Here is a 16386-nt window from a genome sequence, read left to right on the forward strand (position 1 = left end):
TATTGTAAAAATATTTTAAAAAAACCTGTACAAGCTCAAAAGAAAATGTATAATAAATATTGTAATGAATTTTTCTGAATATTTAAGGAGGTTATTTTTTTGAAGAATAGCAAGCTTGTATGGCTTTTAAGCCTACTGTTAGTTGTTGGTCTATTCCTAGCTGCTTGTGGTGGCGACGAAGATGCTAAAGATACAACTACAGACACAGACGATAAAGATGCAACAACTGAAGAAACAGAAGTAGCAGCAGATGAGGAACAAGTTTTAAACTTGATACAAACTGCCGAAATTCCAACAATGGACTCAGCTCTAGTAACTGATGCAGTTGGTTTCGATCTACTTAACAACGTAAACGAAGGTTTATACCGTTTGAATCAAGAAAATGTTGCTGTTCCTGCAATCTCTGATGGTGAACCAACTGTTTCTGAAGATGGATTAGTTTATACATTCACTCTACGTGATTCTAACTGGTCTGACGGTACTCCAGTAACTGCAAATGACTTTGAATTTGCATGGAAACGTGCTATGAACCCAGATACTGCATCTGAATACGGTCCATACATGATGAACGGAGTTCTTAAAAACGCTACTGCTATTTCTAATGGTGAAGCTGAATACACTGAATTAGGTGTTAAAGCGCTTGACGAAAAAACATTAGAAGTAACGCTTGAAAAACCGATTCCTTACTTCTTATCACTTATGTCATTTGGAACATACTTACCACAAAAAGAAGAATTCGTTACAGCGCAAGGTGAAAACTACGCGAAAAATTCTGATGCAGTTTTATACAACGGACCATTTACTCTAGCTAACTGGGACGGAACAGGTTTATCTTGGCAACTACTTAAAAATGAGCAGTACTGGGATAAAGAAAACGTAAAACTTACTGAAATTAACTATGATGTAGTAAAAGAAAATTCAACTGCTGTAAACTTATATACAAATGGTGAAAAAGATCGTACAAGTCTAACTGGTGAATATGCAATGCAATATGCTGCTGACCCAGAATTATTATTAGAAGCAGATACTTCAACTTTCTACTTCAAATACAATCAAGAACGTTTAGGAGAAAAAACTCCACTTGCTAACGTAAATATTCGTGAAGCAATTACTAAAGCATTTAACAAAGAAGACTTAGCGTCTGTAGTATTAGCTAACGGTTCTACTGCAGCATATTCTTTCGTACCAAGTGAATTTGCTTTCGATGAAGATGGAAATGATTTCCGTGAAGTTAATGGAGACATGGCTGTGTTTAATGTAGACGAAGCAAAAGCAGCATGGGACAAAGGCTTAAAAGAACTAGGTGTTACTGAACTTACTCTAGAAATTCTTGGTGGAGACACTGAAACTTCTAAAAAAATGGATGAATACCTAAAATCTCAATTAGAAACTAATTTACCAGGTTTAACTATTACTCTTAAAGAAGTACCATTCAATGTTCGTTTGGACTTAGATACTAACCAAGATTACGACATTCAAGTTGCTGGATGGGGACCTGACTACCAAGATCCATTCTCGTTCTTAAGTCTATGGGAAACTGGCGGCGGTAACAACCAAATGTCTTACTCTAATCCTGAGTATGACCAATTATTACAAGATATTAATGGTTCACTAGCTTTAGATTTACCAGCACGTTGGGAAGCTATGGCTAAAGCTGAAAAAATAATCGTAGACCAAGATTATGCAGTTGGACCAATCTATCAACGCGGTCTTATGTTCTTAGTAAAACCATATGTTAAAGGTATTGTTGCTCACCCATTCGGTGGAGACTATAGCTATAAATGGGCTTATATAGAAGGTAAAACTAAGTAAAATTTACAAGCTTTAAAATCTCATAGTTAGAGAGTATATGGTATCCTAATGGACCATGTACTCTCTTTTTAAATGAATCTGAATTCACGAAATATTTAATATTAATAATTTGATTTTGACAATTACCTAGTTTATCTGTTTATATATATTAGTAGTATATAAGTTAAAAATATCTTTTTAGGAGGTGCAAAGATGGCAAAATACATTATTCGTCGTGTTTTTTATATGTTTATTACATTTTTCCTGATTGCGACGGCGACATTTTTCTTAATGAAGGCGCTTCCAGGATCCCCGATTAGCTCTGCTTCAAAACTTAACTCTACACAACTTGCGTTAGTTGAAGCGAAATACGGATTAGATCAACCGATTCCAGTACAATACGCAAAGTACATGTTAAATTTGGCACAAGGTGACTTAGGCAACTCATTCCAATTTAAAAATGCTAGCGTAACAGATTTGATCATTGATCGTTTAGGACCATCTATGTTACTCGGAACTCAAGGTTTAGTGCTAGGTGTAGCAATAGGTATACTATTAGGTATGATTGCAGCATTAAGGCAAAATACTATTTGGGATTACGGTAGCACATTTGTAGCTATAATTGGTATTTCAATTCCATCTTTCGTTTTCGCAACATTTCTTCAATATTGGTTGGCAGTTAAATGGGAACTTTTCCCGGTAGCTTTATGGAATGACGGTTGGAAGTCCAGCATACTACCATCTATTGCTTTAGCAATGGGACCACTAGCTACGTCATCACGTTTTATACGTACAGAGATGATTGAAGTTTTAAGTTCGGATTATATAACATTAGCAAAATCTAAGGGTGCGAATGGATTTGAAGTCGCATTTAAGCATGCATTCCGTAATGCATTGATTCCACTAGTTACAGTTTTAGGGCCACTTGCAGCAGGATTGTTAACAGGTTCGCTTGTTATCGAACAAATCTTTGCAATTCCTGGTATCGGTGAGCAGTTTGTTAAATCTATTATGTCTAATGACTTCTCTATAATTATGGGAACAACATTATTCTTCTCTGTATTCCTAATTGTCATAATATTCTTAGTTGATGTACTTTATGGCATCATTGATCCACGTATTCGTTTGTCAGGAGGTAAAGATTAATGAAACACGACTTACAAAAACCACCTGCAGCTTCCTTTGAAAGAGTTCATATTGACGCAAGTCATGCAGAGCGTATTACAAAACCAAGTTTAAGTTTCTGGCAGGATGCTTGGCTACGAATTCGTAAAAACAAAGCAGCGATTGTTAGTATATTCATTTTGGCTTTTATCATCATTATGGCTTTTGTTGGGCCAATGATTAGCCCACATGATTCATCAACACAAACAATCACCCATGCTAACCTACCGCCAAAAGTTCCTGGAATTGAAAAACTTGGAATAATGGATGGTGTTGGTACTCTAGCAGGTAAAGAAGTAGACTTATATGAAATGAAGAAAGTAGATACGTACTATTGGTTTGGTACGGATGGTTTAGGAAGGGATTTATTCTCACGTGTGTGGGAAGGTACCCAAATTTCTTTATTTATCGCTTTTGTAGCAGCTTTAATTGACATGGTTATTGGAGTTGCTTATGGTGGGATATCTGGTTATTATGGCGGTCGTGTCGATGATATTATGCAGCGTATAGTAGAAATACTTTACGGCATTCCAACACTTGTAATTGTTATCCTCATGATTATGGTCATGGACCCAGGGATAACCGCAATTATTATTGCGATTACTATAACAGGATGGATAGGGATGTCCCGTATAGTACGTGGCCAAGTATTAAAATTCAAAAACCAAGAGTTTGTTTTAGCATCACGTACATTAGGTGCAACAGATGGTCGTATTATTACCAAACATATTTTACCAAATATTTTAGGGATAATTATTATCAATACAATGTTCACAATTCCAAGTGCCATTTTCTTTGAAGCATTTTTAAGCTTTATTGGATTAGGGTTACAACCACCTGAAGCTTCGTTAGGTACTCTTATTAACGATGGTTACAAATTGGTTCAATTCCAACCACATATTCTCTTGTATCCGTCTATTATTATTAGTTTACTAATGATTGCATTTAACTTACTTGGTGATGGATTACGTGACGCACTTGATCCAAAAATGAAAGACTAATAGGAGGAAAGCATAATGGAAAAGATATTAGAAGTTAATGACCTAGAGCTTTCCTTCCATACATTTGCTGGTGAAGTCAAAGCCATCCGTGGTGTTAACTTCGACTTGAAAAAAGGAGAAACACTTGCAATTGTAGGAGAGTCTGGTTCTGGTAAGTCAGTTACAACGAAGGCAATTATGCGTTTATTGCCTGAATCAAGTTCAGAATTTAAAAATGGTCAAATTTTGTTTAACGGGAAAGATTTGACTAAGCTATCGGACAAAGAGATGCAAAAGATTCGTGGGAAAGATATTTCGATGATTTTCCAAGATCCAATGACTTCTTTAAATCCAACGATGACAATTGGTAACCAAATCATGGAACCAATTTTAAAGCACCAGAAGGTTAGTAAAACAGAAGCACGTAAAGTGGCAGTTGATCTTTTACGCTTAGTAGGTATGCCTAAACCAGAAGCTCGTATTAAACAATATCCTCACCAATTCTCAGGTGGGCAACGCCAACGTATTGTAATCGCTATTGCTTTAGCATGTAATCCACAGATTCTTATCGCGGATGAGCCTACAACTGCTTTAGATGTAACAATACAAGCACAAATTTTAGAATTAATGAAGGATCTACAAAAGAAAATAGATACATCTATCATTTTCATTACACATGACCTTGGGGTTGTTGCTAATGTAGCTGATAGAGTCGCAGTGATGTATGGGGGGAAAATTGTAGAAATTGGAACTGTCGATGAAATATTCTACAACCCACAACATCCGTATACTTGGGGCTTACTGAGTTCGATGCCATCACTGGATACAGCAGAAGCAAAATTATATGCAATTCCGGGAACTCCTCCTGATTTATTGTATCCTCCAAAAGGCGATGCATTTGCTCTACGTAGTGATTATGCATTAAAAATAGATTTAGAAGAAGCACCGCCGTTCTTTAAGGTAAGTGATACTCATTCAGCAGCAACATGGTTGTTACATCCAGATGCGCCAGAAGTAGAACCACCACTAGCAATTGTAGAACGTATGAAAAAGTTTCCAGGCAGTCGCTATTATGAAGGAACGGAAGGAGGTACTTACTGATGGCTGAAAAATTACTAGAAATTAAAAATCTTAAGCAGTATTTCAATCAAGGTAAGCCTAATGAAGTTCGCGCTGTAGATGATATCAGTTTTGATATTTATAAAGGGGAAACACTTGGACTAGTTGGAGAATCTGGTTGTGGTAAATCCACAACTGGTCGTACAATTATCCGTCTTTACGATGCAACAGATGGACAAGTAATTTATGATGGTATAAATGTACATGATAAAAAATCAAAAAAAGATTTAAAGTCATTTAACCGTAAAATGCAAATGATTTTCCAAGATCCGTATGCATCTTTGAATCCTCGTATGAAAGTACTGGATATTATTGCAGAAGGTCTAGATATTCATGGACTTGTTAAAAATCCAAAAGAACGCAAAGAACGTGTGGTTGAATTATTAGAAACAGTTGGTTTGAATCGCGAGCATGCAGATCGTTATGCACATGAATTTTCTGGTGGTCAACGTCAACGTCTAGGAATTGCGAGAGCATTAGCAGTTAACCCAGAATTCATCATTGCCGATGAGCCAATCTCTGCACTAGATGTTTCTATTCAAGCGCAAGTAGTAAACTTATTAAAAGAATTACAAGAAGAAAAAGGCTTAACTTATTTATTTATTGCACATGATTTATCTATGGTTAAATACATTTCCGATCGTATTGGTGTAATGTATTTTGGGAAACTAGTAGAACTAGCTCCTGCAGAGGACCTATACAATAATCCAATGCATCCATACACACAATCATTGTTGTCTGCAATACCACTTCCTGATCCAAATTATGAGCGTACTCGTGTACGTAAATCATATGATTCTGCCTCTCATAATTATCAAGATGGAGAAGAGATAGCTATGCGAGAAGTAACACCTGGACATTTTGTATATTGTTCAGAAAAAGAGTTTGCAACTTTACAAACTATTTCAAATTGATAAGTATTATAAATCAACGACCATTCAACCCTGAATGGTCGTTATTTATTGAAGAAAGTATAAGATTTCTCTAACTAATTTATAGTGGAACCTAAAACATTAATTTCTGCTATAAGTACTTTCTAACTTATCCCGCTGGATAATGACTTATTAAAAAGTAACTAAAAAATTATATACTGAAAAGGTTTAAAACAAGTAATTATGGGTACAGACAGAGTAACTTTAATAAATTCTAGTAATTTATCTTACTTTTGGACTAATGGCACTTTCTTTCATAGATTCAACTTGTTAGAATAGAGTGACTTATAGGAAAGGGATTTTTAAATATATGAAAAAACATCTAAGAATAATAGCCTCTGCATCGATTGCAATGACCGTATTATTGCCTGGAGCAGTTAGCGCAGAAACTAGTTTATTTTCAAAAGATTTTTCGACTAAGGAGTATAGCTTTCAAGCAATAGACGAATCTCTTATTTCCTCTTCTAAATTATTTGTTTATGATTCTGGATTGACGTTCAATTATCCAGATGCTGTAAGAGGCGTATATGTAACCGGACATTCCGCAGGAGGAGAACGTTTTAATGATTTATTAAATTTAATGGATACTACGGATCTTAATGCCATGGTTATAGACATTAAAGATGATTTCGGTAATCTTACATACGTTCCAAAAGAGGATTCCCCTCTGACCAAATACGATATAGGTAAACCATACATAAAAGATCCAGAGACAATGTTAAAGAAAATGGAAGAAAAAGAAATCTACCCTATTGCTCGTGTCGTTATCTTCAAGGATACTGAGCTTGCAGAGAGCAAACCTGAATGGTCATTTGTAGAAGGTTCATCAGTTTGGAAAAATGGGCGGGGTGAAGCATTCGTTAATCCATTTATGAAAGAAGTATGGGATTATAATGTAGAAATTGCAATCGAAGCTGCTAAAATGGGCTTTAAAGAAATTCAATTTGACTATGTTCGTTTTCCTGAAGGATTTGAAAAAAGAGAAAATACTTTGAAATACTCTATGGGGGAGTATGAAACTTCCGAATTAGATTTGGTTCAACGTAGAGTTTCAGCGGTTACAGATTTTGTAGCTTATGCAAAAGAAAAGCTTAAACCATATGGTGCACAATTATCAGTTGATATTTTCGGTTATTCAGCCACTTTACCAGAAGCACCAGGAATTGGTCAAAATTTCAACAAAATTTCTGAAAATGTAGATGTTATTTCCTCTATGATTTACCCAAGTCATTGGACTTCTTATTTCGGAATTGCTAAACCAGATTTAGAACCATATAGATTAGTGCAGGAATATGCAAAAGTTGAAAATGCAAAACTAGCAGAGCTTGAAAATCCTCCGGTTTCTAGACCATGGCTACAAGATTTTACAGCTTCCTATTTGGGGGCAGGTAATTATCAACAATATGGTAAAGATGAAGTAGAGGCGCAGATTAAAGCGTTAAGTGAAGCAGGTATAAAAGAGTATTTATTATGGAATGCAGGTAACAAATATTCTAAAGGGGTAAATTATACGCCTTAAGGATAAGATAAAACTAAAATGATTAAAGAAGTAGGATGAAATTTAATCCTACTTTTTTTTCTTTTTTGAAACCTTTTTACATTCTGAACGTACTATTAAGTATAACAGATATTTTCATTAAGTATCACTAATTGAGAATGCTATTTTTTATAATAGAAATGTTTAAGTTCTTTAAATGATGGGTATTAATTAATATGTACTTAAATTGGATTTATTAAATATAAGGAATTCTTAATAAGTAACACGAAATTGTGACAGTAATTTTTACAAGGTAAAATTTTCAGTAAAACGTATTTAAAATGAATTAAAAGTGGTGTATACTTAGAAAGTATATTACTACATTAAATTAATTATAATCTACCTTATATAACACAGACATTTGAAAGGAAGTGTTTTTTTAAAATGATGGTAACCTTATTCACTTCACCTAGTTGTACTTCTTGTAGAAAAGCAAAAGCTTGGTTAGAGGAACATGAGATAGCATATAAAGAACGTAACATTTTTTCTGAACCACTTAGTATAAGTGAAATAAAAGAAATTTTACGAATGACCGAAGACGGAACAGATGAAATTATTTCAACACGCTCGAAAATTTTTCAAAAGCTTAATGTGGATTTAGAAAGTCTTCCGTTGCAACGTCTATACGAATTAATTCAGGAACATCCTGGATTGCTACGTAGACCAATTATTTTAGATGAAAAGCGCCTACAAGTTGGTTACAACGAAGATGAAATTCGTAGATTCTTACCTAGAAAAGTACGTGCTTATCAATTACTTGAAGCACAACGTCTAGTTAACTAGTATTATACTAAGCTAATTGTTTTTCAAAGTTCGTTTTGAAAAATAATTGGCTTTTCTTTTTTCCTTCTACTTGCATTCGTTGCGAAAATTTTCTACAATGCATATAGTTTGGTTAATAATTTTAAAAGTGAAGCAGGAATCCTTTTCTTTTTTTCACAAACGACATACAATAGTAATAGACACTACACAATTGAGACGGTAAGAAGCGAAAGGAGATGTGTTAAATGGATATCGAGCGTATCAATGATAACACTTTCAAAGTATACATTTCATACATCGACATTGAAGAAAGAGGCTTCAGCCGAGATGAAATCTGGTTCAATAAGGATAAGAGCGAGCAGCTTTTTTGGGAAATGATGGATGAGGTTCATGATGATGATCATTTTGAGGAATTAGATGGTCCCTTATGGATTCAAGTTCATGCGATGGAAAAGGGTTTGGAAGTGATTGTGACAAGAACGGAAATAACAAAACAAGATGAGCGTATAGGGAGCAATTCGGATGTAGATGATATATCCAGTAAAATATTTAAAAATGGGGTATCAAGTTCAATTGGCGCACATGAATTTGATGATTTTTCAAGTTATATGGATGAATTAGAAGAAATACCAATGGATTATACATTTGTTTTTGAAAGCTTCGAGGATGTAATTGGTCTTGCTAAAAAGTTAGATGAAGCAGACTTACAGACCTCTTTGTATTTTTACGAAGAAAAATACTATTTGCATATCATTTTTGATTTTGAAATAACAGAATTTGATTCAGTACTTAATATATTGAGTGTTGTTTCAGAGTTTGCAAATAATTCAAAAACGACTATTCATATTATTCAAGAGTATGGAAAACAGATAATCGAAAGCAGAGTTCTAGATGAATTAAATAAGCATTTTTAAAACCTTCTATTTATAGAAGGTTTTTTTTAAAGAATGAAAGTGTCCCGTAACCAATGGGTTCTCGACACCTGTAGAGTGAATAATACTCCTGACTTCTGTTTCAGCTGGACGCGTCCTGCGGGTGATGCCTCTGTCTCCTCGCTTCACAGTAAGATCTCCCTTAGCCATATGCCTCTGGATTCATTACCTTGTAACTTCAATCAATAATAAGAATAGTACATAATAATAAAGTCTAGCGAAGCCTTTCAAAAAAATAAAAGTGTAATAATATAGGGACGAGTCCGTTCAATACACTTTGAAATGTTTAACACAGCTTTATGATCTGCTGTTCTCTTATGAGACAAAGGAGGTTGCATTATTGACTGAAAATTTGTATATTTATATATGGAGGTGATACTAATATTATCAGCAGTAACAGCAGATGGAGAAATTATCATACCAGCACAGTATCCAAGAATTTTTTTAGACAAATTGAAGACAAGCAAGAAATTCTCTTGTATACAATGTAATGAACAAGTCATATTAAAAAATGGTTTAATAAAAATACCGCACTTTGCCCATATTCGTAATATTTCTTGCACTACCGCTTTTTCAGAAGGGGAAAGCGAGGACCATTTAAATGGTAAATTACATTTATATGAGTTCTTTCAAAAGCACTCTTCACCAGTTCAACTAGAAGCCTATCTTCCTTCCCTTCATCAAAGACCTGATCTATATGTTCAAAGTGAACCTTACCCTTTTGCAATAGAATTTCAGTGTAGCCAAATCCCAATTAATGCAATTCAGCAGCGAACAGAAGGTTATATTGCTAAGCAGATAATCCCCATATGGATATTAAGAACACCTACAATGTCTGAATTCCCACTTCAAGAAATAGGGACTATGCAACTCTCCGCATATCGACAGCAGTTTTTTTACTCAACCCCTAATGGGAAAATAATAATCACCTATTGTCCTCCATCTAAAAACTTTCATTATATTTCAAATCTAATGCATATAAAGGCAAATAATTATATTGTAAAAGTAAAGAAACTTTCTTTGGAAAAGCAGTCTTGGCCATTCGCCATTATAAAAAGAAACTCATGGGAGGAATTTCAAAAGTACTTCAACGTATATATGCATCATCGATCTAAACAGATAGACAATCTGTTCTTTTTTAATAGAAAAGGAATACAATCTCCTTTTCTACAAATATGCTATAGATGGAGAATCCATCCTAAAAACCTTCCTATGTTTATAGGTATACCTACAAAGCATGCATCTATTTTTTCAGAGCATGCTGTCGAGTGGCAAATTCAATTTATCGACTATTTGTATAAACTCGACTTATCACTTCAGCAAGCAGATACCCGACATTGCGAATCATTTCTGTTTTATAGAAACAAACTAACTTCCAAACCTTCAGCTCAACATATAAAGGCGGTTGAATCTTATCTCTATCTATTGCAACGCTGTCTTATTTCATCAGATAATGTCATATATAATAGTAATATAAATTACTCGTCGATGACGCAGTTGTTATACAGTGAATTCCTTGCAAATTGATTAGAAAATTGAGAAAATAGTAAGTGATTCGAAATTCGAAACAATATGAGGGGGATACTAACTTGACTAGAGATACAAAGAATAAAATCTTGACCCGTGATGAAGTAGCAGAAAATTTAACATGGAAATTAGAAGATATTTTTGCCTCTAATGATGAATGGGAAAGGGAATACCAAGAGGTTGCAAAATTGTCGGAGAAAGCATCTTCCTATCAAGGGACGATCGATAAAGGAGCAAATGCTCTATTGGAAGTGTTGACTTATCGTGATGAAATTACTTCGAGATTACGTAAACTATATACATTTGCACATATGCGTACCGACCAAGATACAGCTAATAGCACTTACCAGGCTATGGACAGTCGGATTAAATCATTGTATGTAAAAGTTTCAACAGAGTTATCCTTTTTAGTGCCAGAAATTCTTTCAGTAGATGAGTCTGTTATTGCCAGTTATTTAGAAAAGAGTAATGATTTACAAATATACAGACAACTACTTGAAGAAATCAATAAAGAACGCCCACATGTTCTCCCAAAAGAACAAGAAGCATTACTGGCACAATTTTCGGAGGTCGCTGGGGCATCATCTGATACGTTCGGCAAATTAAATAATGCTGATTTAGAGTTCCCATCTATTAAAGATGAAGATGGCAATGAAGTACAACTAACACATGGCAGGTATTCACGTTTCTTGGAAAGTGAGGATCCACGTGTGCGTGAGGATGCATTTAAAGCAATGTATGATACGTATGGTAAATTCCGTAACACATTCGCTTCTACCCTAACAGGCAATATTAAAGGAGACAATGTCAACGCAAAAATTCGAAACTATGCTTCAGCGCGTGAGGCAGCGATGTCTAACAATCATATTCCCGAGAGTGTATATGATAACTTAGTTAATACAATAAATAAAAACGTCCATTTACTTCATCGATATGTAAGTCTACGTAAAAAAGTGTTAGGCTTAGATGAATTGCATATGTGGGATCTTTATACACCATTAGTAAAAGAATTGAATATGGAATACACATACGAAGAGGCTTGCGATGCGATGATTAAGAGCTTTGAACCTCTAGGTGAAGAATATGTTTCTATCGTCAAGAAGGGACTTGAAAGTCGTTGGGTTGATGTAGTGGAAACGAAAGGTAAAAGATCTGGAGCATATTCTTCAGGGACATATGGTACCAATCCGTATATTCTAATGAACTGGCAAAATAACGTAAACAACCTTTTTACGCTAGCACATGAATTTGGACATAGTATTCATAGTTATTATACAAGAGCAAATCAGCCTTATGTTTATGGAGATTATTCCATCTTCGTGGCAGAGGTTGCCTCTACTTGCAATGAAGCATTATTGAACGATTATCTATTGAAAACAATTGACGATCCTAAGAAACGTATTTACCTGTTAAATCATTGGTTGGAAGGATTCCGTGGAACTGTTTTCCGTCAAACCATGTTTGCGGAATTTGAACATATTATTCATCAGTTAGATCAAAATGGTGAAGCTTTAACTGCTGACAAGCTAACGGAAGAATACTATAAGTTAAATCAAAAGTACTTTGGTGATGAAATTATTATTGATGAGCAAATTGGATTGGAATGGGCAAGAATTCCTCATTTCTATTACAACTACTATGTATACCAATATGCAACTGGTTTAAGCGCAGCAACTGCCCTTAGCAATCAAATACTTACAGAAGGTAAGCCGGCTGTTGACCGTTATATTAATGAGTTCCTAAAAGCAGGTTGTTCAGATTACCCAATCGAAGTATTGAAAAAAGCAGGAGTAGATATGAATACTGCCGATCCTATTGAGGAAGCATGTCGCGTATTTGAAGAAAAACTAAATGAGTTAGAACAATTACTTTTAACGAAATAAATGATAAAAGCCTGACGCTATGTTAGGCTTTTATTAATTTTGGAGTTACTAATACTATATTCGAAGTTGAGTTCCAATCATATTCAAAAATATAAAGGTAGGACGTCCTATGATGTATGGCGAATTTGTGAAAAGCGGCGCTAATATATTGTATTATATAAACCGACGTGGTAAAGTAAGAGTGTGAAATAAATCACAAGATAACATACACCCCTTTGTTTGAACGTGAACATTTCTCCCATCCCCTTTGTAATTGAAAATGCCCTTTCCTCGGTAGGAGGAAATGGGCATTTTCTGTTTTATCTAATTTAATTACTGTAAGAAAAGAATTCATTTTGATTACCCATAATCAAAATGAACTACAGATTGAATTGTTGTAATTTTAAAATTTACCGGGAAAAGGATGAAATGATGAACAGAGGAGGCTAGTTCGGTGGTATTAAGCAGAGAGGCTATTCTGAAAATCAGTTGTATCATGCTCTTAATAAAATAAGCCTGAAGAAACGTCTGTCCAAAGCCCTTCGAAAACGATAGCAACGGGTTTATCTTAAAGGACCGGGTATGTCTTTCCCCGCTTTTTCTTACTATAATTCTAAATTGAGACTAATATAAAACAACAGCCTATCTTTCTGAACTGCGCCCTAAATTTTGGACAGTATAATAAAAGCAACCTTCTATTTAAGCAGCTATCAGATGGCTTCGGTATTCTACCGGAGTCATCTTTTTTAGATTCCATTGTTTTCTTGATTCGTTGTAGAAAATCATGTAGCTATCAACCCGTTGTTTTAATTCATCAAAGGTTTTTGATTGTTTATATTCCATCTCATCTTTCATGTGTCCAAAGAAGGACTCCATTGGTGCATTATCGATACAGTTGCCTCTTCGAGACATAGATTGCTTCATATTCATTTGTTTCAATCGTTTTTGAAATTCTGGATGTGTATAATGGAATCCCTGATCAGAATGGATCATGGCTTCTGGATGAACATTTTCCACTAGTTTTTCTTTCAACTTAACGAGCGTATTGTAAGCGATAGTCATTTTTAGCGTTTGAGATAATTCATAAGCGACTATTTCACGTGTAGCTACATCTTTTACACAGGAGAGGTACGCTGTTTTTCCACGATACTTCAAATAGGTAATATCGGTTAAGAATACTTTTCCAGGTTCATCTTGTGTAAATTCGCGATTTAAAACATTTGGTAATGTCTTATGTTCTTGAGTTGCTTTTGCAATATTTCTATATGGGTTTGCCCGACGTACTTTCGCAAAGAAATTGTATTTTCTCATTAGACGACGGATTTTCTTTGGATTCATTGGTGTTTCAAGTAACGCACACACTTCCATATAAAGCCCACGGTAGCCAATTTTCCCTTTGAATGCATCGTAGATGCACTTTAAAAAGAGATAATCTTCATAATCATTATGCGCTCGTAATGCATGTTTTTCCGTGTTCTGCATCCATGCATAATAACCGCTGCGACTAACATTCGCAACTGCACATAATTCAGAGACGCTATTTATTAGTTGGTATTTGCGAATTACTTCATTGATAATTTCGTATTTTTTATGTGCAGCTACTAGCGTTTCTTCGCCTGCCTTTCGAGTTCCTCCAGCTTTTTTAGTAGTTCGATTTCCGCTTCTAAATAACGAATACGAGCTTCTGCTTTTTCCAGTTTCTTATTGGGTGATAGATTTTTTGTATTCGGTCGACCTGTACTTCCTTTACCTCGACGCTCCTCAAAAAATCCATCTTCACCATATTGATTGAAGGTTCTTCTCCAACGGTTTAAAGAATTCTTAGCTTTGGTAGAACCAATCATTTCAAGATCAAATCCATTTTCTATAAAGATTTGTGAAGGACCTTTACCTGCTAAATTCTGTTCGACTGCTATTTTTTTAAACTCAGGTGTATATTGAATCGCTCGATCAGATACTGAAGCTACATTAGGATTGGCTTCTAACAGTTGTCGTTGATGTTCATTAAAATAGATTTTACTCATAAGTGTAACTCCCGTTCCTATATATTAGGTTTTAGTATAACGGGCTTTTTCCATAGAAAAAACCCCGAAAGGGCACTTTTTTTAAAGTGTCCACTATTCGGGGTTCAGTTCATTCAATCAGATAGGCTGTTGTTTATTTATTTTAATCGCCATAACACGGTTGTGTTTGGTAAGAGAAGTCTTTCAACTTTTTGTAATAATAGTAGTTTTTTAAGTTCACGGTCAGCTAATTGATCGGAAATATTATAATAGCTTGCAATTTCATTTGTGGTTAAAGAATGGAATCGATCAAAAAGTTTTTCCAGTGATGGAGGATCTTGAATTTCTGGCTTTTCATATAGCATTTCTTGCAGGATTTGTACATATATCTCATAAGGATAATTTCCAGCTACTTTTATACCTTCATCTTCGATATTTTCATTAAAGAATACAATACTTGGAAAAGAGTCCACTTCCATTTCACATGTAATGGATAGGTCGCTTTGAAAGGACCTAGCACATTCATTGGAAAGAAAGTCACGAGTAAATTCATCTACATCAAGATTAACTTCTTTTGCTATCTCCTGTAATACAGAAAAGGATGTGACGTTTTTAGTGTTCAAAAACAGATACTCTTGTATTTTTATGAAAAATCGTAAAGCAGCTTTCTTTCCTTGAAATTCTGCAGCTTTCACAGCTATTGAAGGAAAAACAGAGTGTTCAATTTGGGAAATATTATAAGAATCATTACCCAAATTGGAACTTGGGAAGTTACACATTATATTTAACTTATTTAATTGAGTACTAAGAACAGTGCGTACAGTAAAATACTGTCCATACTCTACTTGCAATTTCCGAAGGGTAGGTTGCATATCCCAACAAGTCGGACATAACGGGTCCAAAAACACATACATTTCAAGCGGCTTGTTTACTAATGGGGATGTGAACGTCTCGGACGGAATTTGTATTCTTGTCACATTTCTTCCTCCTCATGACTCATTTGATTGACCATGTGGTTAGCTGTAAGCTCTAGACGTCTATAAAATGTATCGCGAACCTTGCCTTCTAAACCTACTTTATCCATTGCATCTCTCATGCAGGAGAGCCAAGCTTGCGCGCGTTTTGGCGTAATAGGAAATGGATTATGGCGCATCTTCATCATCGGATGTCCGTGTTCTTCTGTATATAAATTAGGTCCACCTAAATATTGAGTTAAAAATTGTTTTTGTTTTCTAGCTGTTTCCGATAAATCGTCTGGAAAAATCGGTATAAGCAGCGGATGCTTTGCTACATTGCCATAAAACGTATCGACAAGCTGATGTAATTTCTCTGCTCCGATTTCATCGTAAGGAAGTATTGGCTTCTGTGTCATTTTCTTACTCCTTTGCTCTAGCACTATACTTATTCTATCAACGAAACCCAAATATCTCAAACAATTAGATTATCTCATAGAAAAGCAAAAGATGGAATGTAGTAAAAAATGGATAAATTACGCTTTCCGCAAGTAAATTGTACTTAAAAGCAAGTAATCAAGTTATGAGCGCAATTATGTTAAAAAGTAACGCAAGTAAATCCTATGACAGAGCAAGTAATACACCTACCAGCGCAAGTAAATAGCTTTTTAAGATAAAAAAAACGAGATACTTATAAGAAAAGCCCAAGCGCCTTCTATATTTATCGTTTTCGAAATGCTTGGACAGACTTGTCGTATATATGATAGCCGTGTGGATTTTTAAAGATGTTGGTTGTATCGTCAGTCACGCTAGTTTCGAAGCAT

The 16386-nt window shown here is 34.9% G+C and carries 13 protein-coding genes; 10 read left to right on the top strand and 3 right to left on the bottom strand.

Annotated features, from left to right (window positions below; all coding sequences use genetic code 11):
• The first annotated feature begins 99 nt into the window (after positions 1–99).
• The 10 genes from ACQCPR_RS05195 to pepF all read left to right on the top strand — a co-directional run bounded on the left by ACQCPR_RS05195 (position 100) and on the right by pepF (position 12627).
• Complete coding sequence (locus tag ACQCPR_RS05195) at positions 100–1812, top strand: peptide ABC transporter substrate-binding protein (protein WP_427138409.1); 1713 nt, start codon at positions 100–102, stop codon at positions 1810–1812.
• Between the two features lie 192 nt (positions 1813–2004).
• Entirely contained in the window at positions 2005–2937 is a 933-nt protein-coding gene (gene opp3b / locus ACQCPR_RS05200) for an oligopeptide ABC transporter permease (RefSeq protein WP_427138410.1), read from the top strand.
• Positions 2937–3956: an oligopeptide ABC transporter permease gene (opp3C, locus tag ACQCPR_RS05205; protein WP_427138411.1), complete on the top strand. Its 1020-nt coding sequence runs from the start codon at positions 2937–2939 to the stop codon at positions 3954–3956. Before opp3b ends, opp3C begins: the two co-directional genes overlap by 1 nt.
• Positions 3957–3971: 15 nt before the next feature.
• Entirely contained in the window at positions 3972–5036 is a 1065-nt protein-coding gene (locus ACQCPR_RS05210) for an ABC transporter ATP-binding protein (protein WP_093494282.1), read from the top strand.
• Complete coding sequence (locus tag ACQCPR_RS05215) at positions 5036–5968, top strand: ABC transporter ATP-binding protein (RefSeq protein WP_427138412.1); 933 nt, start codon at positions 5036–5038, stop codon at positions 5966–5968. The genes ACQCPR_RS05210 and ACQCPR_RS05215 overlap by 1 nt, the downstream gene beginning before the upstream one ends.
• A 328-nt stretch (positions 5969–6296) precedes the next feature.
• Positions 6297–7505 carry a putative glycoside hydrolase gene (locus ACQCPR_RS05220; protein WP_090563213.1) on the top strand — a complete coding sequence of 403 codons (1209 nt, stop codon included), beginning with the start codon at positions 6297–6299 and terminating at the stop codon, positions 7503–7505.
• Positions 7506–7910: 405 nt separating this feature from the next.
• The gene (gene spxA / locus ACQCPR_RS05225) at positions 7911–8306 is read left to right on the top strand and encodes a transcriptional regulator SpxA (protein WP_175453953.1); all 396 of its coding nucleotides are present in this window, start codon (positions 7911–7913) and stop codon (positions 8304–8306) included.
• A 224-nt stretch (positions 8307–8530) separates the two neighbouring features.
• Positions 8531–9199: an adaptor protein MecA gene (gene mecA, locus ACQCPR_RS05230; protein ID WP_090563209.1), complete on the top strand. Its 669-nt coding sequence runs from the start codon at positions 8531–8533 to the stop codon at positions 9197–9199.
• 384 nt (positions 9200–9583) lie between these two features.
• Positions 9584–10744: a competence protein CoiA gene (locus ACQCPR_RS05235; protein ID WP_427138413.1), complete on the top strand. Its 1161-nt coding sequence runs from the start codon at positions 9584–9586 to the stop codon at positions 10742–10744.
• A gap of 62 nt (positions 10745–10806) precedes the next feature.
• The gene (gene pepF / locus ACQCPR_RS05240; RefSeq protein WP_427138414.1) at positions 10807–12627 is read left to right on the top strand and encodes an oligoendopeptidase F; all 1821 of its coding nucleotides are present in this window, start codon (positions 10807–10809) and stop codon (positions 12625–12627) included.
• A gap of 678 nt (positions 12628–13305) precedes the next feature.
• Here the strand turns inward: pepF and ACQCPR_RS05245 are convergent.
• From ACQCPR_RS05245 to ACQCPR_RS05255, 3 genes are all read right to left on the bottom strand, one after another.
• Positions 13306–14630, bottom strand: a protein-coding gene (locus ACQCPR_RS05245; RefSeq protein ID WP_427137854.1) for an IS3 family transposase whose coding sequence is annotated in 2 segments (ribosomal slippage) — positions 13306–14234 and positions 14234–14630 — 1326 coding nt in all. Because the reading frame shifts where the segments join, the coding sequence is not laid out codon by codon here.
• Between the two features lie 137 nt (positions 14631–14767).
• Positions 14768–15586 (bottom strand): ClpXP adapter SpxH family protein, encoded by an 819-nt coding sequence (locus ACQCPR_RS05250; RefSeq protein ID WP_241596219.1) that lies wholly within the window; start codon positions 15584–15586, stop codon positions 14768–14770.
• On the bottom strand, positions 15583–15981 hold the full coding sequence (locus ACQCPR_RS05255; RefSeq protein WP_090563181.1) for a globin: 399 nt from the start codon (positions 15979–15981) through the stop codon (positions 15583–15585). Before ACQCPR_RS05255 ends, ACQCPR_RS05250 begins: the two co-directional genes overlap by 4 nt.
• Between the last annotated feature and the right edge of the window lie 405 nt (positions 15982–16386).

It is taken from the genome of Psychrobacillus psychrodurans (assembly GCF_050209195.1).
Lineage (GTDB): Bacteria > Bacillota > Bacilli > Bacillales_A > Planococcaceae > Psychrobacillus > Psychrobacillus psychrodurans.